Source organism: Pseudomonas asiatica (assembly GCF_040214835.1).
Lineage (GTDB): Bacteria > Pseudomonadota > Gammaproteobacteria > Pseudomonadales > Pseudomonadaceae > Aquipseudomonas > Aquipseudomonas putida_Z.
Map to the genome: position 1 here is coordinate 660,085 of NZ_CP157874.1, position 22,107 is coordinate 682,191.

Here is a 22,107-nt window from a genome sequence, read left to right on the forward strand (position 1 = left end):
TATTCCTCCCGGCGGGCAGGTCAGCGGGGGCGGCAGACCCAGTGCAGGTAGCGGCCGAGCCCGGCGAAGCTGGGGTGTCGACGGTAGGCCAGTTCCATTTCCAGCAGGTCGAGCAGCTCGGCCTTGCCTTGGAATTCCTTGGGCATGTAGTCGTGGAACACCCGCACGCCACTTTCGCTTTCAACCTGCCACATAGGATCAAGTTGCGCTCTGAGTTCGCGTGGATCAAGCGGTTTTTGCGGGGTCAGGCTCTGCTTTTCACCTTCCAGCCGGTTGCTGCGCAACTTGCGGAAATGGCCCTTGAGCAGGTTGCGATAGACCAGGGCGTCGCGGTTGTAGAAGGCCAGCGACAGCCACCCGGAAGGGGCCGTGAGCTGGTGCAGCACCGGCAGGATGCTTTCGGGCTCGGCCAGCCATTCGAGTACGGCGTGGCATAGCACCAGGTCGTAGGGTTCGGTCAGCTGGCCGAGCAGGTCTTGCCAGGGGGCCTGGATGAAGGTGGCCGGTTGTCCGGCTTCGGCAAAGCGCGCCCGTGCGCCGTCGAGCATGGGCGCGGCGGGTTCGGCCAGGGTCAGCTGGTGGCCGCGCTGGGCCAGCCACAAGGCCATGTGACCCAACCCGGCACCGATGTCGAGGATGCGCAGCGGGCGGTCGGGCAGGGCTTCGGCCAGGTCGGCCTGCAGCACGGCCAGGCGGATGGCGCCCTTGGCGCCGCCGTAGATCTTCTCGGCAAAGCGGGTGGCCAGCTCATCGAAATGACGGTCGTTCATCGGGCGAAGCGCCTCTCGCTGTCGGACAGCTTGGCTCGCACCACCTGGTCCATGTCCAGGCCTAGTTCGCTGCACAGCAGCAACAGGTACAGCACCACATCGCCGATTTCCTGGCCGGCATGGGCCAGCTTGTCGGCGGGCAGCTGGCGCGATTGGTCTTCGCTCAGCCACTGGAAGATTTCCACCAGTTCGGCCATTTCGACGCTGGCGGCCATGGCCAGGTTCTTCGGGCTGTGGAAGCCACGCCAGTCGTTGTTGTCGCGGATCTGGTGCAGGCGTTGGGTGAGTTCTTGCAGGTTCATCGGGGGTCTCCTAATGCTGCATAGCTTCTGCGCAGGCCCGATGCAAAGCAAGCGTATACCGCCAAGACAGGCATGGTCCCTGTAGGAGCGGCCTTGTGTCGCGATGGGGCGCGAAGCCGCCCCAAATTATCAGCTTCGCCGCTGGCATCGCCGGGGCCGCTTTGCGGCCCATCGCGACACAAGGCCGCTCCTACAGAGTTGCCCAGCGCCCGACCATGTGCAGCATCCCTCCATGCCCATCCAGCCGCAGCTCTCCCGCAGCCCCCGCCTCACTGGCACCGAGCACCACCTCCGACGGCAACCGCACCGGTTTGCGGAAATCCACCTCGAAGGCATAGCCACTGTGCGGCAGGTGCCCGCGCAGTGCCGCCAAGGCCATGGCCTTGCTCCACATGCCATGGGCAATGGCCGTGGGGAAGCCGAACAGCCGCGCACTGGTTGCGCTGAGGTGGATCGGGTTGTAGTCCCCGCAGACCTTGGCATAACGCCGGCCGATATCGCTGTCGGCGTACCAGCGGGTCGCCTCTGGCAACGCTTGCGGTTCGTCCTCGGCAGGCTCACTTGCCTCGCTTTCCAGCTTCAACCCGCGCACCAGCATGCGGCTGGTCTCGCGCCAGAGCAGGCCGATGCCGTCTTCGGCTTCGGTGACCAGGTCGAAGGTGCCGCCCTTGGCATGCGCTTGCAGATTGCCTGCATGCACCGCAAAGCGCAGCCCTTCGATACCGCCCAGTGGGCGCAGCACCTCGATGCGGTTGTGCAGGTGCACCAGGCCGAGCAGCGGGAAGGGGAAGTTTGGCGCGGTCATCAACTGCAACTGCAGCGTGAACGCCATGACATGTGGATAAGTACCCGGCAGGCGGCCATCGTCGGTGAAGTGGCACAACCGTCGATAGGCGGCCAGGTTGCCCGGCTGGACGCGGATGAAGCAGCGCAGGCCGTCGTCCGGCAGCTGGTCGCCGCTGATGCTGCGCTTGCTGGCCGCGCGCAGGTACAGGCTGGCGCGCGAAGCCGGGCTGTGCAGGTCGTGCCAGTGTCGGTTCATGTTCAGGCCCCCATCAAGGCCTGGCCGCATACCCGCAGCACCTGGCCGTTGACTGCGCCGGAGCCCGGCTGGCTGAGCCAGGCGATGGCTTCGGCGACATCCTGCGGGCGGCCGCCCTGGCCCAGCGAACTCAAGCGTCGCCCGGCCTCGCGCAGGCCCATGGGCATGGCGGCGGTCATATGGGTTTCGATGAAACCGGGTGCCACGGCATTGATGCTGCCGCCGCGCTCGGCGAGCCGGGGCGCCCACGCCTGGGCCAGGCCGATCAGCCCGGCCTTGCTCGCGGCATAGTTGGCCTGCCCGCGATTGCCGGCGATGCCGCTGACCGAGGCCAGCAGGGTGATACGTGCGTTTTCACCCAGGGCGCCGTTGTCGTACAGCGCCTGGGTCAGCACCTGCGGTGCCTTGAGATTGACCGCCAGCACCGCGTCCCAGTATTCCGGGGTCATGTTGGCCAGGGTCTTGTCACGGGTGATACCGGCGTTGTGCACCACGATGTCGATGCCGTCGGGCAGGGCTGCAAGCAGTTGCGTTGCCGCGTCGCCGGCGCAGATGTCCAGGGGCAGCGCCTTGCCGCCCAGGCGCGCGGCCAGGGCGTCGAGGTCCTGGCTGGCTTGCGGCACATCCAGCAGCAGTACGTCGGCACCGTCCCGGGCCAGGGTTTCGGCAATGGCGGCGCCGATGCCGCGCGCGGCACCGGTTACCAGGGCGCGGCGCCCAGCCAGCGGCCGGGTCCAGTCCTCGACCTGGCTGGCGCAGGCATGCAGGCGCAGCACCTGGCCCGAGATGAAGGCGCTTTTGGGCGAGAGGAAGAAGCGCAGGGCACCTTCCAGCTGGTCTTCCGCGCCGGGGCCGACATACAGCAACTGCGCGGTCGCACCGTTGCGCAGCTCCTTGGCCAGCGAGCGGCTGAAGCCTTCCAGGGCCCGTTGGGCAATGCTGGCCAACGGGTCGTCGAGGCTTTCTGGTGCGCGGCCCAGCACCACCACATGGGCGCACGGCGCCAGGCTGCGCAGCAGTGGCTGGAAAAATTCGCGCAACTGCTTCAACGCGTCGCTGTCGGACAGGTGACTGGCATCGAATACCACGGCCTTGATCTTCGGCCCCAGGCCAGCCACCCACGCTTCGGCCTGGAGGTTGTCGGTATTGAAGCTGTAAAGCGTGTCGGTCAGGCGCGGGGCAATGGCTTCGAGCTGGCTCGCCAGTGGCCCGCCACCCAGTACCAAGGCACCTTCGACCGGGCGCAGGCGGCCGGCCTGCCAGCGCTCCAGCGGCGCCGGGCGTGGCAGGCCAAGGGCATCCACAAGACGGCGGCCGAGGTTGGAGTTGGCAAAGCCGAGGTAGCGATCGCTCATGAGTGGGTCTCCCGGAAGGCAAGCTTGAAAGTGTGGACCAACTTTGTGGCAAGGTCGTTCGAATGCGGTAAAAACACCTAGGCTGTACGGATCAAATTGTTTCAGGAGGAACAAGCGCATGCGTTCACTTCGCCGGGTCGCGATCCTGGGCGGCAACCGAATTCCCTTCGCCCGCTCCAATGGCGCCTACGCCACGGCCAGCAACCAGGCGATGCTCACCGTCGCCCTCGAAGGGCTGATCGAACGCTACCGCTTGCATGGGTTGCGCATGGGGGAAGTGGTCGCCGGCGCGGTGCTCAAGCACTCGCGTGACATGAACCTGACCCGTGAGTGCGTGCTGGGCTCGCGGCTGTCGCCGCAGACGCCGGCCTACGACATCCAGCAAGCCTGCGGCACCGGGCTGGAGGCGGCGCTGCTGGTGGCCAACAAGATTGCCCTGGGGCAGATCGACTGCGGCATTGCCGGCGGCGTGGACACCACCTCCGATGCGCCGATTGCGGTAAACGAAGGCCTGCGCCACATCTTGCTGCAGGCCAACCGCGGCAAAAGCCTGGGCGAGCGGCTAAAGCCATTCCTCAAGCTGCGCCCTCACCACCTGAAACCCGAATTGCCGCGCAACGGCGAGCCGCGCACCGGGTTGTCGATGGGCGAGCATTGCGAACGCATGGCCCAGGCCTGGTGCATTGGCCGTGCCGAACAGGACGAGCTGGCGCTGCTCAGCCACCAGGCGCTGGCTGCCGCGTACGCCGAAGGTTGGCAGGATGACCTGCTGACGCCGTTTCTGTCGTTGACCCGTGATAACAACCTGCGCCCCGACCTGACCCTGGAGCAACTGGCCAGGCTCAAGCCGGCCTTCGATCGCAGCGGGCAGGGCACGCTGACGGCGGGCAATTCCACACCGCTGACCGATGGTGCTTCGCTGGTGTTGCTGGGCAGCGAGGAATGGGCCGAGCAGCAGGGGCTGTCGGTGCTGGCCTATCTGGTCGATGGCGAAACTGCTGCGGTGGACTTCGTCACTGGTCGCGAAGGCTTGCTGATGGCTCCGGTGTATGCGGTGCCGCGGCTGCTGGCGCGCAATGGCCTGACGCTGCAGGACTTTGATTATTACGAGATTCACGAAGCCTTTGCTGCCCAGGTGCTGTGCACGCTCAAGGCCTGGGAAGATGCCGATTATTGCCGTGAGCGGTTGGGGCTGGATGCGCCGCTCGGGGCGATCGACCGTAGCAAGCTCAACGTCAAGGGCAGTTCGCTGGCGGCCGGGCACCCGTTTGCCGCGACCGGGGGGCGGATATTGGCCAACCTGGCCAAGTTGCTGGCGAGGGCGGGGAAGGGGCGGGGGTTGATTTCGATCTGTGCGGCGGGTGGGCAGGGGGTGATCGTCATCGTCGAGCGCTGAAGCCACGCCTTGTGGGAGCGGCCTTGTGTCGCGAAAGGGGCGCGAAGCGGCCCCGGGGTTTCAGCGTCACAGCAAAAATTGTTGGGGCCGCTTTGCGGCCCTTTCGCGACACAAGGCCGCTCCCACAGAGACCGCGCCTGACTTGACCACGAATCAGCTGTTAGGCTTGTCTGGTCAGAACTACAAGAAACCGCCATGCCGATCATCGGACACCCCCGCGCCATCCCGGCGCTGGACTACCTGCCCAGGCCACTCTATGCCCGTGCCGAAAGCCTCGGCGCCGGCTCCTGGACCACCCGCCACCAGCACGACTGGGTGCAGTTCTCCTACGCCATCAGCGGCGTTCTCGGGGTGTATACCCACGAAGGCAGCTACTTCGCGCCGCCCCAGTGGGGCGTGTGGATACCAGCCGATGCCGAACACGAAGTGGTCACCTCGATGCAGGCCGAAATGCGCAGCCTTTACGTGCGCCGGGATGCCTGCCCGTGGGCACCGGAGCAATGCCGGGTACTGGAAGTGACCCCGCTGGCGCGCGAACTGATCAAGCAGTTCTGCCTGTTCCCGGCAGACTACCCGGAGGATGACAGCGCCGAGGCGCGGCTGGTGGCGGTGCTGCTCGACCAGTTGCGCATGCTGCCCGAGGTCGGTTTTTCGCTGCCACTGCCACGGCACCCGAGGTTGCTGGCGCTGTGCAATGGTCTGATCGCTGCACCGGACCAGTCGCAGACCTTGCAGCAGTGGGCGCGAGAGCTGGGGTGCTCGGAGAAGACGCTGATGCGGCTGTTCCAGCGGGAGACGGGCTTGAGTTTTCGCAACTGGCGGCAGCGTATGCGGCTGCTGTCATCGCTGGCGCTGCTGGAGGCGGGGGAGAGTGTGACCGAGGCGGCGTTGGGGTGTGGGTATGACTCCACCTCGGCTTACATTGCGGCGTTCAAGCAATTGTTCGGTGCGACGCCGGGGGAATTGAGGCTTTAGGCAATCAGGCATTGCTTGCCTGCACCGGCCCTATCGCCGGCAAGCCAGCTCCCACAGGATCCCACTGCACTCAGGGCCTGTGCAGTACCTGTGGGAGCGGGTTCACCCGCGAAGAGGCCGGCGCAGGCAACACATCAGGTACGGAACCTGCGCACCAGCGCATCCAGCTCATTGGACAACCCGGCCAGGCTCTCCGAATCCATCCGCGCCGCCTGGGCCAGTTCGGCCACCAGTTGCGCATCGCCGTGAATCTGGCTGATGTGCCGGTTGATGTCCTCGGCCACCTGGTGCTGCTCTTCGGCCGCCGTGGCAATCTGGGTGTTCATGTCGCGGATCACATCCACCGACTCGCGGATCTGCCCGAAGCTGTCACGGGCCAGGCCGATGCGGCTCACCGACTGCTGCGAAACCTCCAGGCTGGCGTGCATCTGTGCGGCCACTTCGGCAGTGCGGCTGGCCAGGTTGCCCAGCAGGCCGTCGATCTCGGCGGTGGAGTCGGCAGTGCGCTTGGCCAGCGCCCGCACCTCGTCTGCAACCACGGCAAAGCCACGGCCCTGCTCGCCGGCACGGGCCGCTTCGATGGCGGCGTTGAGCGCCAGCAGGTTGGTCTGTTCGGCAATCGAGCGGATGGTGCCGAGGATCGACTGAATGGCGTTGCTGTCACGCTCCAGCTGCTGGATCGACTGCGCCGACTGCTCGATCTCCTGGCTCAGGCGGTCGACGCTATGTACCGCGGCATCGATCTGCTGCTGGCCTTCGCGGGCCTGTTGCTGGCCACTGTCGGCCGACTGCGCCGCCTGGCTGCAGGAACGTGCCACTTCGTTGGCAGTGGCGACCATTTCGTGGAAGGCGGTAGAGACCATGTCCACCGCTTCGCGCTGGCGGCCTGCGGCTTCGGCCATGTCGCTGGAAACGCGGGTCGAGCTGCTGGAGGTGCTGAGGATCTTGCTGGCGGCAGCACCGATGTGCTGGATCAGGCTGCGAATGGCACCGAGGAACTGGTTGAACCAGCTGGCCAGTTGCGCGGTTTCGTCGCGGCCACGGATTTCCAGGTTGCGGGTCAGGTCGCCCTCGCCCTGGGCGATATCTTCCAGGCCGCTGGTGACGCTGTTGATCGGGCGCACGATCAGCTTGGCGAAGGTGGCACCGACCACGGCGAACAACGCAGCCAATACCAGGGCCACCACGCCGATCAGCCAGGTCAGGCGGGTGGTGGTCTGCATCACTTCGCTTTGTTCGATCAGGCCGATCAAGGTCCAGCCCAGCTGTTCGTCCGGGTAGATGTTGGCCATGTAGCGCACGCCATTCAGCTCCACTTCGGCCAGCCCCTTGCCGTGCTTGGCCAGCTCGGCGTACCCGTCGCCAAAGCTCGCCAGTTGCTTGAAGTTGTGCTTGGCGTCACGAGGGTCGACCAGTACGTTGCCGTTGTTTTCCACCAGTAGCACGTAGCCGCTTTCGCCCAGCTTGATTTGCTGGACGATCTCGGTGAGGCCTTTGAGCGAGACGTCGACGTTGACCACACCGCCAGGGTTGCCCAATTGGTTGGCGACGGTGCGCACGGTGCTGACCAGCACGGCGTCGTCGGCAGCCCAGTAGTAGGCGCCGGTACGCAGGGTCTTGCCGGGGTTGGCCATTGCCAATTGGTACCAGGGGCGGGTGCGCGGGTCGTAATTGACGAACTTCTGCCCGGCCGGCCAGCCGACATAGCCACCGTCATTCACCCCGTAGGACAGGTACGCATAGCTGGGATGCGTGGTGGCCAGGCGGGTCATGAACTCCAGCAGCTTGCTGGCCTGGTCGCCCAGTTCATAGGACGGGGTTGCGCTCATGTACTTGTTCAGTTCGCTACCCGTGGCGGCGACCATCGGCTGCGCAGCCAGGTACTCGACGTTCTGGTTGATGCCCTGGAAGAAGATGTTCATCGCGTTGCTGACCTGGCGGATTTCCCGGCTGCTGCCATCGAGGAATCCGTCGCGGGCTTCGCCACGCAGGTTGAGGACCACCAGGGTGGCCACAAGGACGATGGGCAAGCCGGCGATGACCGCGAATGCCCAGGTCAGTTTCTGTTTGATGCTCATCGACGCTCCCGGATTTTTTATTTTCGATACACGAGGCAGGTAACAATTGCATCGGCAGCATCCGGGTTTAATGTAGGGAAACGCCCGTATTTATTGAATAAAGTCGCAGCTGGTGACTATTCGGTCGTGTCTGGACGTATATGGCATACCAAAGGCTTGCGGGGTGGCTCAGTGACAGCAGCCGCCCGCAGCGCCATTGGCCAGGTCCTTCAGGATCGGGCAGTCCGGGCGCTCGTCTCCCTGGCAGTGCGAGACCAGTTCGCCGAGGGTGTCGCGCAGGCTCACCAGCTCTTCGATGCGCCGGTTCAGTTCAGCGATGTGCTGCGTGGCCAGCGCTTTCACATCGGCGCTGGCGCGCTGGCGGTCCTGCCACAAGGTCAGCAGCTTGCCGACTTCTTCGAGGGAAAAGCCCAGGTCGCGGGAGCGCTTGATGAAGGCCAGGCTGTGCAAGTCTTCCGCCTGGTACAGGCGGTAGCCGCTGTCGCTGCGCGCGGCGGGCTTGAGCAGGCCGATGGACTCGTAGTAACGGATCATCTTGGTGCTGAGCCCGCTGCGGCGGGCGGCCTGGCCGATGTTCATGGAGCCTCCTGGGTGTTGCTGGTGGGTTTCCACGCCTTGAGCCACAGCGCGTTGCTCACCACGCTGACGCTGGACAGGGCCATGGCGGCGCCGGCCAGTACCGGGTTGAGGTAACCCAGCGCGGCCAGCGGGATGCCGATCAGGTTATAGATGAACGCCCAGAACAGGTTCTGGCGGATCTTCGCATAGGTCTTGCGGCTGATCTCCAGGGCGGCCGGTACCAGGCGTGGGTCGCCGCGCATCAGGGTGATGCCGGCGGCCTGCATGGCCACGTCGGTACCGCCGCCCATGGCAATGCCGATATCGGCGGCGGCCAGCGCCGGCGCATCATTGATGCCATCACCGACCATGGCGACCACGCCATCCTGCTTGAGTGCGGCCACGGTCGCGGCCTTGTCGGCCGGCAGCACTTCGGCATGCACGTCGTCGATGCCCAGGGCATCGGCCACCACTTTGGCGCTGCCGCGGTTGTCGCCGGTCAGCAGGTGGCTGCTGATGTGTTGCGCGTGCAGAGTATCGATCGCCTGCGCGGCGCCGGGCTTGAGGCTGTCACCAAAGGCGAACAGGCCCAGCACCCGCGGCTGCGCGCCGCGTTCGATCAGCCATGACAGGGTGCGCCCCTCGGCTTCCCAGGCCTGGGCCTTGGCGGCCAGGTCGCCGGGTGGCAGGGCGCTTTCATCGAGCAGGCGGCGGTTGCCCAGGGCCAGCTCGCGGCCTTCCACGCGCCCGGCGATACCACGCCCGGTCAGCGACTGGCTGTCGGCAACGCCAGGCACGTCCAGGCCCTGCTCGGCGCAGGCATCCAGTACCGCCTTGGCCAGCGGGTGTTCGCTGCCGCGCTGCAGGGCACCGGCCAGGCGGTGCAGATCGGCGCTGCTGCCCACCTGCGCCTGGCTGTGGACAACGCGTGGGCTGCCGGAGGTGAGGGTGCCGGTCTTGTCGAACACCACACGGTTGACCGCATGGGCGCGCTCCAGGGCTTCGGCGTCCTTGATCAGGATGCCATGGCGGGCGGCGACCCCGGTGCCGGCCATGATCGCAGCGGGTGTGGCCAGGCCGAGGGCGCAGGGGCAGGCGATGACCAGTACCGCGACGGCGTTGATCAGCGCGGTTTCCAGTGGCGCGCCGGCCAGCCACCAGCCGACCAGGGTGATCAGCGCCAGTACCAGCACGGCCGGGACGAATACCTGGCTGACCCGGTCGACCAGCTTCTGGATAGGTGCCTTGGCCGCCTGGGCGTCTTCCGCCAGGCGGATGATGCGTGCCAGCACGGTTTCTGTGCCCAGTGCCTGAGTGCGTACCAGCAGCCGGCCTTCGCCGTTGATGGCGCCTCCGGTGACGCTGTCCCCTGGCTGCTTGGGCACCGGCAGGCTCTCGCCGCTGATCAAGGCTTCATCGGCATGGCTGCTGCCGTCTTCGACCACGCCATCGACCGGGAAGCGCTCGCCGGGTTTGACCAGTACCAGGTCGCCGAGGAGCAGTTGGGCAATGGCCACGTCTTCTTCCCGGCCATCGACCAGGCGCACGGCCCGTTCCGGGCGCAGGGCCTCGAGGGCACGGATGGCGCTGGCGGTCTGGCGCTTGGCACGGCTTTCCAGGTACTTGCCCAGCAGCACCAGGGCAATTACCACGGCCGAGGCTTCGAAGTACAGGTGAGGGGCCATGCCGGCGGGGGCCTGCGCCCACTGGTACAGGCTCAGGCCGTAGCCGGCGCTGGTGCCAAGGGCTACCAGCAGGTCCATGTTGCCAGTCCCGGCGCGCACGGCTTTCCAGGCGGCCACGTAGAACCGCGCGCCGAGAATGAACTGCACCGGCGTGGCCAGCAGGAACTGCACCCACGCTGGCAACATCCAGTGCACGCCAAACGGCTGCACCAGCATTGGCACCACCAACGGCAGGGCGAGCAGCAACGCTGCGCCGACCGCCAGGCGTTCGTTACGCAGGCGGTGCTGGGCAGCGTGCTGGTCGTCCTTGGCGGTTTGCGGCAGGCTGGCGCTGTAGCCGGCCTTTTGCACGGCGTCGATCAGCAGGTTGTCGTCGAGGGCCGCGAGCACTTCGAGGTGCGCGCGTTCGCTGGCAAGGTTGACGCTGACCTGTTCAACCCCCGGCAGCTTGCCGAGGGCGCGCTCTACGCGGCCGACGCAACTGGCGCAGGTCATGCCGCCAATCTGCAGTTCGACGGTGCGGGTGGGCACGCCATAGCCGGCTTCGCGTACGGCGTCGACCAGCGCGGGCAAGCTGTTGGCCGGGGCCTGGACCCGGGCCTGTTCGGTGGCGAGGTTGACGCTGACCTGTTCAGCGCCGGTGACCTTGCGCAGGGCGCGCTCGACCCGGCCGGCACAGCTGGCGCAGGTCATGCCGGAGATCGGCAGGTCGTATGTGGTGGATGCGGGCATGGCTCTCCTCCTTGGACAGGCCTCCAGCATCAACCTTGCCATGCAGGTAAGGTCAATAGCCCAGGCCGGCTCGCTTCAACTCCAGCCCATATTGCCCCATGGCGATGCGGTATTTGTTGATCTGGCCCGCCTGCAGGTTCAGTCGTGTGCTGCGTTGGTCCTCGATACCCGCGGCGCAGCCGGGCATTTGCCCGGGCAGCAGGCGCAGGCGCACATCCACCGGGCCGGGCGGCAGGTTGAACGAGGTGGACTGCTCCTGGAACACGCGCCCGGAGAGCTGGTCGTTGAGGTAGATGCCGATTTCGCAACTGGTGGCCACTTCCAGGCGCTCCCGGGAAATGATCAGCACGCTGTAGTCCGAGTTGCCCTCGGCACTGGCCGGTGGCACTGCAGCCAGCGTGCTCAATAGCCCGACGACGCCCAATGCTGCCCTGAACATGAAGAATCTCCTGCTTGCGTGATCATCAAAGGCGCAGCTTGGCCGACGCGCGCGCGGATTTCCACCCCGGCTGTTGTCGGCAGATCTTGACCTTGCCCCGATGGCAAGCTTGAGACTCGTGGAAAACCTGAAGGAGGTAACCCCCATGCAAGTGTTCAATGTACAAGGCATGACCTGCGGCCATTGCGTGAAAGCCGTGACCCGGGCGGTGCAGGAGCAGGATGCCGCGGCCAAGGTGGAGGTCGACCTGGCGGCCAGGCAGGTACGGGTGCAGAGCGAGTTGGCTCAGGAGCGGATCCTCACGGCCATTCGCGATGAGGGTTATCAGGCCGACGTAGCCTGATCAGGCCATGCGCTGAGCCCTGTAGGAGCGGCCTTGTGTCGCGATGGGCCGCAAAGCGGCCCCAGCAATTTATGCATCGATGCCAATATCCTGGGGCCGCTTTGCGGCCCATCGCGACACAAGGCCGCTCCTACAGGGGCCGCGCCAAGCTCTGTATTGTTGCAAATGTTTTCATGTCGATAGGGCCCACAGCAGGTAGAATCGAGCACTTGCTTAGCCTGCTATGGATTCCTGATGAACCTGCGAATGGTGCTCATCCTGGGTGCACTCAGTGCGTTCGGGCCCTTGGCGATCGACTTCTACCTGCCCGCCTTCCCGGCCATGGCGCAGGCGTTCGCCACCGATGAAAAACACGTCCAGGCCACCTTGGCCGCCTACTTCCTTGGCCTGTCCATCGGGCAACTGGCCTACGGGCCGGTAGCTGACCGCTTTGGCCGACGCAAGCCGCTGATGTTCGGGGTGACCCTGTTCACCCTGGCGTCACTGGCCTGTGCCTATGCTCCCAACCTCGACACCCTGGTGCTGGCGCGTTTCGTCCAGGCGTTGGGCGGTTGCGCCGGGATGGTGCTGTCGCGGGCCATCGTCAGTGACAAGTGCGACCCGGTGGCCTCGGCCAAGGTGTTCTCGCAGTTGATGCTGGTCATGGGCCTGGCGCCGATCCTGGCACCGATGCTGGGCGGGGTGCTGGTGAACGTGGCCGGCTGGCAATCGATCTTCCTCGCCCTGAGCCTGTTCAGCGCCGGCTGCCTGCTGGCGGTCAGCCTGGGCCTGCCGGAAAGCCTGCCCGAGCACATACCGCGGCAACCGCTGTCTGGCGCCTTGCGCCAGTACTTGCGCCTGTTCGCTGACCGGGTGTTCGTCGGCCATGCCCTGACCGGGGGTATCGCCATCGCCGGCATGTTTGCCTACATCGCCGGTTCACCTTTCGTGTTCATCAAGCTTTACGGCGTGCCGGCCGAGCATTACGGCTGGTTGTTCGGCACCAATGCCGCCGGCTTTATCCTGGTGGCGCAGGTGAATGCACGCTTGCTGGCCAAGCGCGGGCCGGCGTTCCTGCTGGCGCGTGCGGTGTGGTTGTACCTGGTCGCGGGCCTGGCGTTGCTGGGCGTGGCGGCACTGCGGCCAACACAGCTGTGGCCACTGCTGGTACCGCTGTTCGTCTGCATCTCCAGCCTCGGCTGCATCATCCCCAACGCCTCTGCCTGTGCCATGAGCGGGCAGGGCGCGCGGGCTGGCAGTGCCTCGGCGCTGATGGGCTGCCTGCAGTTCAGCGTCGCCGCCGGCGCAGCGGCGCTGGTCGGGCTGCTGCATGATGGCAGTGCGGTGCCGATGGCGCTGGTGATCAGCCTGTGCGGGGCGCTGGTGGTCAGTGTCGCGCTGCTGACCCGACGCTTGCCGGCCAAGGCTCCCGCATAAGCGGGTGAGGTGCCTGCAGGCGGGTTTCCAACGTGGCGACGAAGGCACGCGCCTCGGCCTCGCTGCGGAAACTGACCACGTGTTGATCGAGCTGGACCTGCCAGGGGCAGGCGGGGTTTCGGCTCGACGCACTGACGACAATTTTCATCGCGGCATACCTCCAAAGGGGGGAGAGCGGATGAAGTGTAGCGCTGCACCCTCTGCCTGCCATGACCTGTATCAGTGTCCTGACTGACGGTCGGCAAGAACGTTTTCTACATGTTTTTTCCTGCTTGGGGTGCAATGCCCGTAAGCACGTGGAACCTTCGCTTTGGCTTGCGCTACTTGTGGAAATTGGTTGTCGGCCGCGTCCGAAGTTGCATCCGGTGTTTTTTCCGCCTGTCGTTCCCGTGCTCCTGTCATGTGTGCCGGGCTGCTTGCCCACGCGGTGCGGGCAGCTTTCACGCACTGTTTCACTGCTTGCCATGGGTAGGCATACCCAGTGGTTTTTAGCCGGTGGTGCCACTGCGCGGCGCTGCCTGAATGGCGTTTTTTGCGGCTTATACTGGCGAACCAGGCCAGTGCCAGCGAGAGGCGCTTCCCTGCCAGGGGTGGCCATCGCATCCACACAGTGAACTTGCAGGGAGTTACAGGGACATGAACGCAGCCAGCAGTATCAGCCAGATTGCCAGCCTGATGGCCGACCCCAAGCGCAGTGCCATGTTGTGGGCATTGATCGATGGCACGCCGCGGCTGGCCAACGAACTCGCGGTAATGACAGGCCTGACCTCGTCATCGGCCTGCGCTCACCTTTCGCTGTTGTCGTCGGCCGGTTTGCTCCGGCATGAAGCACGGGGGCGCAAGCGCTACTTCCGGCTGGCCACCCCGCAAGTCGGGGCAGCGGTGGAGGCGCTGGCCAGTGTCCAGTTGGAGAGCGCCAGGGGGGAGCGGGCCAAGGCGCCGGTATCACCGCTGCCCATGTCGATACGCAGGGCGCGTCGCTGTGGCGATCACCTGGGCGGGGAACTGGCCGGTGAGCTGTATCACCGTCTGGTGGTGGCCGGCTGGCTGGAGGGTAGTGGTCGACAGCTGATGGTCAGCGAGGAGGGGCGGACGCAGTTGGCTTTGGTCGGGGTCTACATAGATGCCTTGGCGCCCCATCAGCAACGTGGCTGTGTGATCTGCCGCTGCACCGAGTGGAACGACCAGGGGCCGCACCTGGGTGGCGTACTGGGGCAGGCCTTGTTCCGGCTGTTCCTGCAATCGGGCTGGATGCGCGAGGCCGAGGACTCGCGGGCATTGCATATTTCTGCGTTGGGTATCCAGCAGATCAATCGCATTGCCCGCGTGCCGACGTTGCAGGTCGGTTGAGTCGCGGTCAGGTCACTCAGGCCAGCCGGGCATCCAGGCTGTTCTGGGCCAGGCGACGGGCCTGGTCTTCGGTCATGCCCAGGTGGGTGTGCAGGGCGTGGAAGTTTTCGGTGACATAACCACCGAAGTAGGCCGGGTCGTCTGAGTTGACCGTGACCTTCACGCCGCGCTCGAGCATGTCGAGGATGTTGTGCTGGCTCATGTGGTCGAACACGCACAGCTTGGTGTTCGACAGCGGGCACACCGTGAGCGGGATCTGCTCGTCGATGATGCGCTGCATCAGGCGCTCGTCCTCGATGGCGCGCACGCCGTGGTCGATACGCTTGACCTTCAGCAGGTCCAGGGCTTCCCAGATGTACTCGGGCGGGCCTTCCTCGCCGGCATGGGCAACGGCGACAAGGCCTTCACTGCGGGCGCGGTCGAACACGCGCAGGAACTTGCTCGGTGGGTGGCCCATTTCCGAACTGTCCAGGCCAACGGCGATGAATGCATCGCGGAACGGCAGGGCCTGGTCGAGGGTTTTCTGTGCCTCATCTTCGCTGAGGTGGCGCAGGAAGCTGAGGATCAGGCCGCTGCTGATGCCCAGTTGCTCGCGACCGTCCTTGAGCGCCTGGTTGATGCCGTTGAGCACCACTTCGAAGGGGATGCCGCGGTCGGTGTGGGTCTGTGGGTCGAAGAACGGTTCGGTGTGGATCACGTTCTGCGCCTTGCAGCGTTGCAGGTAGGCCCAGGTCAGGTCGTAGAAGTCCTGCTCGGTGCGCAGCACGTCGGCGCCCTGGTAATACAGGTCCAGGAACTCCTGCAGGTTGTTGAAGGCATAGGCACCGCGCAAGGTCTCCACATCGGCCCAGGGCAGGGCGATCTTGTTGCGCTCGGCCAGGGCGAACAGCAGCTCGGGCTCCAGCGAGCCTTCCAGGTGCAGGTGCAGTTCGGCCTTGGGCAGGGCGTTCAACCAGTCATACATGGTGGGTCATCTCGATCAGGTACGGTTGCCGCCATTCTACAGAGCCTGGCCGGGCATTGCGCACGGCCAGGCTGCGACCTGGTGAATCACCAGACCAAGGGTTCGCCCTTGTAGTTGATGAAGCGCAGGCCGCCGTTGCCGCTATGCGCCTTGATCTGATCAAGCATGCCGCGGGTGCTGGTCAGCACGTCGATCTCGGCGTTTTCACCGCCCATGTCGGTTTTCACCCAGCCCGGGTGCATGGCCAGCACGCACAGGTCAGGGCGTTGTTGCTCGACGACGAAGCTGTTGATCATCGAGTTCAAGGCCGCCTTGCTGGCCTTGTACAGGCAGATTTCGCCGCCGTCGGGGATGGTCACGCTGCCCAGGATCGAGCTCATGAAGGCCAGCACGCCGCTGCCTTCGCGTACCTGGCCGACCAGGCGGCGGGCCACGCGGATTGGCGCCACGGCGTTGGTCATGAACAGGTCGCCGATGTCCTTGTTCTGTACCGCCTCCAGGTCCTGCGGCAGGGGGCCCATGACCCCGGCGTTGACGAATATCAAGTCGAACACTTGGCCTTGCAAGCGTTGCTTCAGGCCATCGAGCTGGGCCGTGTCGTTCATTTCCAGCTGTTCGATGTGCACGCCGGGCACATTCGCCAGGGCGCCGGGCTGCTGCGGGTTGCGCACAGTGGCGGTGATGTTCCAGCCGTCTTCGTGCAGGCGTTGCACCAGGCCCAGGCCCAGCCCGCGCGAGGCCCCGATGATAAGTGCGGTTTTTGCGTTAGCCATGTCGATGCGCTCCGTGATCGGTTCGAAGAAGGGTATTGAGGATAATGCACTGTGGCGCCGGGCGCCTTGTCGTAGGTTGTACGAAAAATCACCAGTTGCCTCAGGCCCTTGTGCGGCGTGGTCTTCGGCTTGTTGGCGCACGGGTTATCCACAAGCTGGTCCACAGTTATTGTGTGCAAGCGCAGATGGCTGTGCAGGGCTACGCAGGCTGTGGGCCTGGGGATAACGTCAGGAGCATCAACGGTTTGCGGCTGTCATCAAATGGTGATCAAAATATGATCAAGGCTCTGCAGCCCTTGAATAATGCCGCCTGCAAGCGAGTGCCCCAAGCTTATCCACAGGCCGGCCCACAGTTGTTGTGGGCAATGTTCAGCGTACTTCGAGCAGAATGCGCCCGCGGCTCAAGTCGGCCAACTGCTGCTGCAGTGGCGCCAGGTGGGCGTCACCCAGTGCAATCAACAGGTCCACGCCATTGGCGGTGAACTGCTCATCCAGGACCAGGCCGTCAACCTCCGCCAGGCGCAGCTTCACCAGCGCCAGTTCGCTGAAACTGCAACTGCAGGTGAATTCGCTGCGCTGCACCAGCAGCCGCTTGGGTGCCTGTTGCAGGCACTTGTTGGCACCGCCGCCATAGGCCCTGGCCAGGCCGCCGGTGCCCAGCTGGATACCGCCGTACCAGCGGATCACCAGCACTACCACCTGGTCGCAGTCCTGCGCTTCGATGGCCGCGAGGATTGGCCGCCCCGCGGTACCGCCAGGTTCGCCGTCATCGCTGCTGCGGTACTGGGCGCCAAGCTTCCAGGCCCAGCAGTTGTGGGTGGCGGCCAGGTCGCTGTGGCGTTCGATGAAACTCATCGCGTCGGCGGCACTGCTGATCGGCCCGGCAAGGGTGATGAAGCGGCTTTTGCGGATTTCCTCGCGGTATTCGCAGAGGTCGAGCAGGGTAGAAGGCATAAATGACGATCAGGCAGCCGGCTTGATGCCGCAGCCCTTCAGAATGATGTGGATAAGATTGTTGCTCGCGTCTTCCATGTCTTGCTTGGTCAGGCGGCTGCGGCCGGTGACCTGGCAGATCTGGGTGGCAAAGTCGGCGTAGTGCTGGGTGCTGCCCCACAGCAGGAAGATCAGGTGCACCGGGTCGACCGGGTCCATCTTGCCGGCTTCGATCCAGGCCTGGAACACCGCGGCGCGGCCGCGGAACCATTCGCGGTAGTCGGCACTGAAGTATTCGCTCAGGCAGGTGCCGCCGCTGATCACCTCCATGGCGAAAATTCGCGAGGCTTGCGGGTTGCGCCGGGAGAACTCCATCTTGGTGCGGATGTACTGGCTCAGCGCTTCGCCCGGGTCGTCGTCGACGCTCAAGGCGTTGAAGGTGCTGTCCCACAACTCGATGATGTTGCTGAGCACGGCAATGTACAGGCCCAGCTTGTTGGTGAAGTAGTAATGCAGGTTGGCCTTGGGCAACCCTGCCTTGAGGGCGATGGTGTTCATGCTGGTGCCCTTGAAACCATGGCGGGCAAACTCGTCTTCGGCGGCCTGGATAATGGCCTGTTCGTTCTTCTGGCGGATGCGGCCCGCGGGCTTGCCCGAGGCGGAGAGGCGATGCGCAGGGACTTCTAGGGTCATGGACGATTCCGTACGGGTCAGTGGCTGCGGCTGTCGGACAAGATTACCTGCCTGCGCCGAAGTGACAAGCGTTTGCGGCACAGACTGGCATCAGCGTGTCGCAGCCAGGCTTTCGAGGAAGCTTTCCAGCACCAGGTTCGGCCGCCGTCCCTTGCGCGTTACCCAGCTCAGGCTCAGGTCATAGAAGCGTTGCCGGGGCTTGAGGGCACGCAAGCGGCCTTGCTGCACCCAGAACGTGGCGTAGTGGTCTGGCAGGTAGCCGATGTAGCGACCGGTAAGGATGAGAAACGCCATGCCTTCGCGGTCCGAAGCACTGGCCGTGCAGTTCAGCGCCTGGTAATGCGCCTGGATTTCGGCCGGCAGACGGAAGGTGGGGGTGATGGCTTCCTGGCTGTTGAGGCGGTCGTCGTCGATCTGCTGGTCATCGGCATAGAACAGTGGGTGGCCGACCGCGCAGTACAGCAACGAGCGCTCGCTGTACAACGGCTGGTACTCGAGGCCCGACAGCGGGCTGGTCTGTGGCACCACGCCGACATGCAGGCTGCCATCGAGCACGCCATGCTCGACCTGGCTGGGCGCGATCATGCGGATCTGGATGCGCACATCGGGGCCGCGGTCCTTGAGCTCGGCCAGGGCATGGGTAATGCGCATGTGCGGCAAGGTCACCAGGTTGTCGGTCAGGCCAATGTTCAGCTCGCCACGCAAATGCTGGTGCAGGCCGTTGACCTCGGTGCGGAAGCTTTCCAGGGCGCTGAGCAGCTGCAGCGCCGAATGGTAGACCTCGCGGCCTTCCTCGGTCAGCGAGAACCCGGCGCGGCCGCGCTGGCACAGGCGCAGGCCCAGGCGTTGCTCGAGGTCGTTCATCTGCTGGCTGATGGCCGAACGGCCAATGCCCAGCACGTTTTCCGCGGCCGAGAAGCCACCGCACTCGACGACACTGCGGTAGATCTTCAGCAGGCGGATGTCGAAATCGCTGACTTGGGCAAGTGGATCGGGGCGTCGGCTCATCAGTTTAGTCAGGGCCTGTCTGAAGATTAGAAATGTTGGCTTTTTCAGACTTTATCGCCGTGCCAATTTAGCTGCAACAACATCCATCGTTGCCTAATCGTCTTCCGAGGAACCGCCGATGAACATGCCCGAAACCGCTACCGCCGGTATCGCCAGCCAGCTCAAGCTGGATGCCCACTGGATGCCCTACACCGCCAACCGCAACTTCCAGCGCGACCCACGCCTGATCGTGGCGGCCGAAGGCAACTACCTGGTCGACGACCAGGGGCGCAAGATTTTCGATGCCCTGTCCGGCTTGTGGACCTGCGGCGCCGGGCACACCCGCAAGGAAATCACCGAGGCGGTGGCTCGCCAGATCGGCACCCTGGACTACTCCCCGGCCTTCCAGTTCGGCCACCCGCTGTCGTTCCAGCTGGCCGAGAAGATCACCGAGCTGACCCCGGGCGACCTGAACCATGTGTTCTATACCAACTCCGGTTCCGAGTGTGCCGACACCGCGCTGAAGATGGTGCGTGCCTACTGGCGTCTGAAAGGCCAGGCCACCAAGACCAAGATCATCGGCCGTGCCCGTGGCTACCACGGCGTGAACATCGCCGGTACCAGCCTGGGTGGCGTCAACGGCAACCGCAAGCTGTTCGGTCAGCTGCTGGATGTCGACCACCTGCCTCACACCGTGCTGCCGGTGAACGCCTTCTCCAAAGGCATGCCGGAAGAGGGCGGTATCGCCCTGGCTGACGAGATGCTCAAGCTGATCGAGCTGCACGACGCCTCCAACATTGCTGCCGTGATCGTCGAGCCACTGGCAGGTTCGGCTGGTGTACTGCCGCCGCCGAAGGGTTACCTGAAGCGCCTGCGTGAAATCTGCACCCAGCACAACATCCTGCTGATCTTTGACGAAGTGATCACCGGCTTCGGCCGCATGGGCGCGATGACCGGCTCCGAAGCCTTCGGCGTGACCCCGGACCTGATGTGCATCGCCAAGCAGGTGACCAACGGCGCCATCCCGATGGGCGCGGTGATCGCCAGCAGCGAGATCTACCAGACCTTCATGAACCAGCCGACCCCGGAGTACGCCGTGGAATTCCCGCACGGCTACACCTACTCGGCCCACCCGGTAGCCTGCGCCGCCGGTATCGCCGCGCTGGACCTGCTGCAGAAGGAAAACCTGGTGCAGGCCGCCGCCGAGCTGGCGCCGCACTTCGAGAAGCTGCTGCATGGCGTGAAGGGCACCAAGAACATCGTCGATATCCGCAACTACGGCCTGGCCGGCGCGATCCAGATCGCTGCCCGCGACGGTGATGCCATCGTGCGTCCGTACGAAGCGGCGATGAAACTGTGGAAGGCAGGCTTCTATGTACGCTTCGGTGGCGACACCCTGCAGTTCGGCCCAACCTTCAACACCACGCCGCAGGAACTGGACCGCCTGTTCGACGCAGTGGGCGAAACCCTGAACCTGATCGACTGATCTTTCCGATTCTGATGCCAGGCGCGTGAACACATCGCGCGCCTGCCTCAACCTTCTTTATCTGGAGTTTTGCATGAGCATTGTTCAGCACCTGATCCACGGCGAACTGGTTACCAAGGGTGAGCGCACCGCCGATGTCTTCAACCCGTCTACCGGCCAGGCCGTGCGCAAGGTCGAGCTGGCCAGCCGCGCGACCGTGCAGGAAGCGATCGACTCGGCCAAGGCTGCCTTCCCGGCCTGGCGCAACACCCCACCGGCCAAGCGCGCCCAGGTGATGTTCCGCTTCAAGCAACTGCTGGAGCAGAACGAAGCGCGTATCTCGCAGATGATCAGCGAAGAGCACGGCAAGACCTTGGAAGATGCTGCCGGTGAACTGAAGCGTGGTATCGAGAACGTCGAGTTCGCCTGCGCCGCGCCGGAAGTACTGAAAGGCGAGTACAGCCGCAACGTCGGCCCGAACATCGATGCCTGGTCCGACTTCCAGCCACTGGGCGTGGTTGCCGGTATCACCCCGTTCAACTTCCCGGCCATGGTGCCGCTGTGGATGTACCCACTGGCTATCGCCTGCGGCAACGCCTTCATCCTCAAGCCTTCCGAGCGCGACCCGAGCTCGACCCTGTTCATCGCCCAGCTGCTGCTGGAAGCCGGCCTGCCGAAGGGCATCCTCAACGTGGTGCACGGCGACAAGGAAGCGGTGGATGCGCTGATCGAAGCGCCGGAGGTGAAGGCCCTGAGCTTCGTCGGTTCGACTCCGATCGCCGAGTACATCTACGCTGAAGGCACCAAGCGCGGCAAGCGTGTGCAGGCCCTGGGTGGTGCGAAGAACCACGCGGTGCTGATGCCGGATGCCGACCTGGACAATGCCGTGAGCGCACTGATGGGTGCTGCCTATGGTTCGTGCGGCGAGCGTTGCATGGCCATTTCGGTGGCGGTGTGCGTGGGTGACCAGGTGGCGGACGCCCTGATTGCCAAGCTGGAACCGCAGATCAAGGCCCTGAAGATTGGTGCCGGCACCTCGTGCGGTCTGGACATGGGCCCGCTGGTGACGGCTGCTGCCCGTGACAAGGTGGTGGGTTACATCGATGACGGTGTTGCTGCTGGCGCCAAGCTGGTGGTGGATGGCCGTGGCTTCCGTGTGGCCGGTAATGAGGATGGCTATTTCGTCGGTGGCACCCTGTTCGACAAGGTGACTCCGGAGATGCGCATCTATAAGGAAGAGATCTTCGGCCCGGTGCTGTGTGTAGTGCGTGTGAACAGCCTGGAGCAGGCCATGCAACTGATCAACGATCACGAGTATGGCAACGGCACCTGCATCTTCACCCGTGACGGTGAAGCGGCGCGCCTGTTCTGCGACGAGATCGAAGTGGGCATGGTCGGTGTGAACGTACCGCTGCCGGTGCCGGTGGCCTATCACAGCTTCGGTGGCTGGAAGCGCTCGCTGTTCGGTGACCTGCATGCCTATGGCCCCGACGGTGTGCGCTTCTATACCCGTCGCAAGGCGATCACCCAGCGCTGGCCGCAGCGTGCCAGCCATGAGGCTTCGCAGTTTGCCTTCCCTAGTTTGTAAGGGATGAGCAAAAGCGGGGAGGCCGACAGGCCTCCCCGCTTTGTTTTTCAGCGATATTAAAGTTTCTTGAAATTAAGGGTTGACGGGGTTTCGAATCCCCTTATAATGCGCCCCACTTCCAGCGACGCCGGAACGACAAACTCCTTGAGATTCAATGAGTTAGATAGTTGAGGCGAAGTTGGAATGGCTACGATCGAATGATCGGCAGCGGTTGAGATGATGGTTGACAGCGCTTCTAAACGCTGTATGATTCGCCTCCCGCT

At 64.5% G+C, this 22,107-nt stretch carries 21 protein-coding genes and 1 pseudogene; 7 read left to right on the forward strand and 15 right to left on the reverse strand.

All coding sequences use genetic code 11. From position 1 onward, the window contains the following. Positions 1-20: 20 nt before the first annotated feature. The 4 genes from ABNP31_RS02980 to ABNP31_RS02995 form a co-directional block, all read right to left on the reverse strand. Positions 21-770, reverse strand: coding sequence for a methyltransferase domain-containing protein (locus ABNP31_RS02980; RefSeq protein ID WP_015268825.1), 750 nt, complete (start codon positions 768-770; stop codon positions 21-23). Beyond that, entirely contained in the window at positions 767-1,072 is a 306-nt protein-coding gene (locus ABNP31_RS02985) for a MazG-like family protein (RefSeq protein WP_085665419.1), read from the reverse strand. Before ABNP31_RS02985 ends, ABNP31_RS02980 begins: the two co-directional genes overlap by 4 nt. Positions 1,073-1,262: 190 nt before the next feature. Further along, on the reverse strand, positions 1,263-2,114 hold the full coding sequence (locus ABNP31_RS02990) for a MaoC family dehydratase (protein WP_350012980.1): 852 nt from the start codon (positions 2,112-2,114) through the stop codon (positions 1,263-1,265). Between the two features lie 2 nt (positions 2,115-2,116). Beyond that, complete coding sequence (locus ABNP31_RS02995; protein WP_350012981.1) at positions 2,117-3,469, reverse strand: 3-oxoacyl-ACP reductase; 1,353 nt, start codon at positions 3,467-3,469, stop codon at positions 2,117-2,119. Positions 3,470-3,587: 118 nt separating this feature from the next. Between ABNP31_RS02995 and ABNP31_RS03000 the strand changes: the two genes are divergently transcribed. Together ABNP31_RS03000 and ABNP31_RS03005 are read left to right on the forward strand one after the other, a co-directional pair. Continuing rightward, a complete protein-coding gene (locus ABNP31_RS03000; RefSeq protein WP_350012982.1) occupies positions 3,588-4,865 on the forward strand; it encodes an acetyl-CoA C-acetyltransferase in 1,278 nt (425 codons plus the stop codon). 195 nt (positions 4,866-5,060) lie between these two features. Next, positions 5,061-5,840: an AraC family transcriptional regulator gene (locus ABNP31_RS03005; protein WP_238067229.1), complete on the forward strand. Its 780-nt coding sequence runs from the start codon at positions 5,061-5,063 to the stop codon at positions 5,838-5,840. A gap of 134 nt (positions 5,841-5,974) precedes the next feature. Here the strand turns inward: ABNP31_RS03005 and ABNP31_RS26145 are convergent, their stop codons facing one another. The 5 genes and pseudogenes from ABNP31_RS26145 to ABNP31_RS03025 all read right to left on the reverse strand — a co-directional run bounded on the left by ABNP31_RS26145 (position 5,975) and on the right by ABNP31_RS03025 (position 11,332). Continuing rightward, positions 5,975-6,742 (reverse strand): methyl-accepting chemotaxis protein, encoded by a 768-nt coding sequence (locus ABNP31_RS26145; protein ID WP_371033815.1) that lies wholly within the window; start codon positions 6,740-6,742, stop codon positions 5,975-5,977. A 138-nt stretch (positions 6,743-6,880) separates the two neighbouring features. Continuing rightward, positions 6,881-7,918, reverse strand: a pseudogene (locus ABNP31_RS26150) (cache domain-containing protein); the annotation flags it as partial. A 168-nt stretch (positions 7,919-8,086) separates the two neighbouring features. Continuing rightward, positions 8,087-8,497, reverse strand: a complete 411-nt coding sequence (gene cueR / locus ABNP31_RS03015) for a Cu(I)-responsive transcriptional regulator (protein ID WP_085665785.1) — start codon at positions 8,495-8,497, stop codon at positions 8,087-8,089. Next, positions 8,494-10,893: a heavy metal translocating P-type ATPase gene (locus ABNP31_RS03020; protein WP_350012983.1), complete on the reverse strand. Its 2,400-nt coding sequence runs from the start codon at positions 10,891-10,893 to the stop codon at positions 8,494-8,496. Before ABNP31_RS03020 ends, cueR begins: the two co-directional genes overlap by 4 nt. Positions 10,894-10,945: 52 nt before the next feature. Beyond that, entirely contained in the window at positions 10,946-11,332 is a 387-nt protein-coding gene (locus ABNP31_RS03025; RefSeq protein WP_025337585.1) for a hypothetical protein, read from the reverse strand. Between the two features lie 145 nt (positions 11,333-11,477). Between ABNP31_RS03025 and ABNP31_RS03030 the strand changes: the two genes are divergently transcribed. Then, on the forward strand, positions 11,478-11,675 hold the full coding sequence (locus tag ABNP31_RS03030; protein WP_085626073.1) for a heavy-metal-associated domain-containing protein: 198 nt from the start codon (positions 11,478-11,480) through the stop codon (positions 11,673-11,675). 234 nt (positions 11,676-11,909) lie between these two features. Continuing rightward, positions 11,910-13,091, forward strand: a complete 1,182-nt coding sequence (locus ABNP31_RS03035) for a multidrug effflux MFS transporter (RefSeq protein WP_075044509.1) — start codon at positions 11,910-11,912, stop codon at positions 13,089-13,091. Here the strand turns inward: ABNP31_RS03035 and ABNP31_RS03040 are convergent. Continuing rightward, on the reverse strand, positions 13,042-13,239 hold the full coding sequence (locus ABNP31_RS03040) for a hypothetical protein (RefSeq protein ID WP_075044510.1): 198 nt from the start codon (positions 13,237-13,239) through the stop codon (positions 13,042-13,044). The two genes, ABNP31_RS03035 and ABNP31_RS03040, sit on opposite strands and share 50 nt — an antisense overlap. Before the next feature lie 488 nt (positions 13,240-13,727). On the opposite strand from ABNP31_RS03040, the gene ABNP31_RS03045 reads away from it, so the two are divergent. Then, a complete protein-coding gene (locus tag ABNP31_RS03045) occupies positions 13,728-14,441 on the forward strand; it encodes an ArsR/SmtB family transcription factor (RefSeq protein ID WP_013970739.1) in 714 nt (237 codons plus the stop codon). A gap of 16 nt (positions 14,442-14,457) precedes the next feature. Here ABNP31_RS03045 and ABNP31_RS03050 read toward each other — a convergent pair whose 3' ends face one another. The 5 genes from ABNP31_RS03050 to ABNP31_RS03070 form a co-directional block, all read right to left on the reverse strand. After that, positions 14,458-15,405: an adenosine deaminase gene (locus tag ABNP31_RS03050; protein WP_085665780.1), complete on the reverse strand. Its 948-nt coding sequence runs from the start codon at positions 15,403-15,405 to the stop codon at positions 14,458-14,460. Between the two features lie 86 nt (positions 15,406-15,491). After that, complete coding sequence (locus tag ABNP31_RS03055; protein ID WP_085665779.1) at positions 15,492-16,178, reverse strand: SDR family oxidoreductase; 687 nt, start codon at positions 16,176-16,178, stop codon at positions 15,492-15,494. A 369-nt stretch (positions 16,179-16,547) separates the two neighbouring features. Further along, a complete protein-coding gene (locus tag ABNP31_RS03060) occupies positions 16,548-17,132 on the reverse strand; it encodes an IMPACT family protein (protein WP_085665778.1) in 585 nt (194 codons plus the stop codon). A 9-nt stretch (positions 17,133-17,141) separates the two neighbouring features. Continuing rightward, on the reverse strand, positions 17,142-17,804 hold the full coding sequence (locus tag ABNP31_RS03065; protein WP_003257076.1) for a TetR/AcrR family transcriptional regulator: 663 nt from the start codon (positions 17,802-17,804) through the stop codon (positions 17,142-17,144). 90 nt (positions 17,805-17,894) lie between these two features. Beyond that, entirely contained in the window at positions 17,895-18,815 is a 921-nt protein-coding gene (locus tag ABNP31_RS03070) for a LysR family transcriptional regulator (protein WP_176240925.1), read from the reverse strand. 115 nt (positions 18,816-18,930) lie between these two features. On the opposite strand from ABNP31_RS03070, the gene ABNP31_RS03075 reads away from it, so the two are divergent. Beyond that, positions 18,931-20,277: an aspartate aminotransferase family protein gene (locus ABNP31_RS03075; protein ID WP_075044513.1), complete on the forward strand. Its 1,347-nt coding sequence runs from the start codon at positions 18,931-18,933 to the stop codon at positions 20,275-20,277. A gap of 73 nt (positions 20,278-20,350) precedes the next feature. Further along, entirely contained in the window at positions 20,351-21,844 is a 1,494-nt protein-coding gene (locus tag ABNP31_RS03080) for a CoA-acylating methylmalonate-semialdehyde dehydrogenase (RefSeq protein ID WP_023662877.1), read from the forward strand. Positions 21,845-22,107 lie beyond the last annotated feature (263 nt).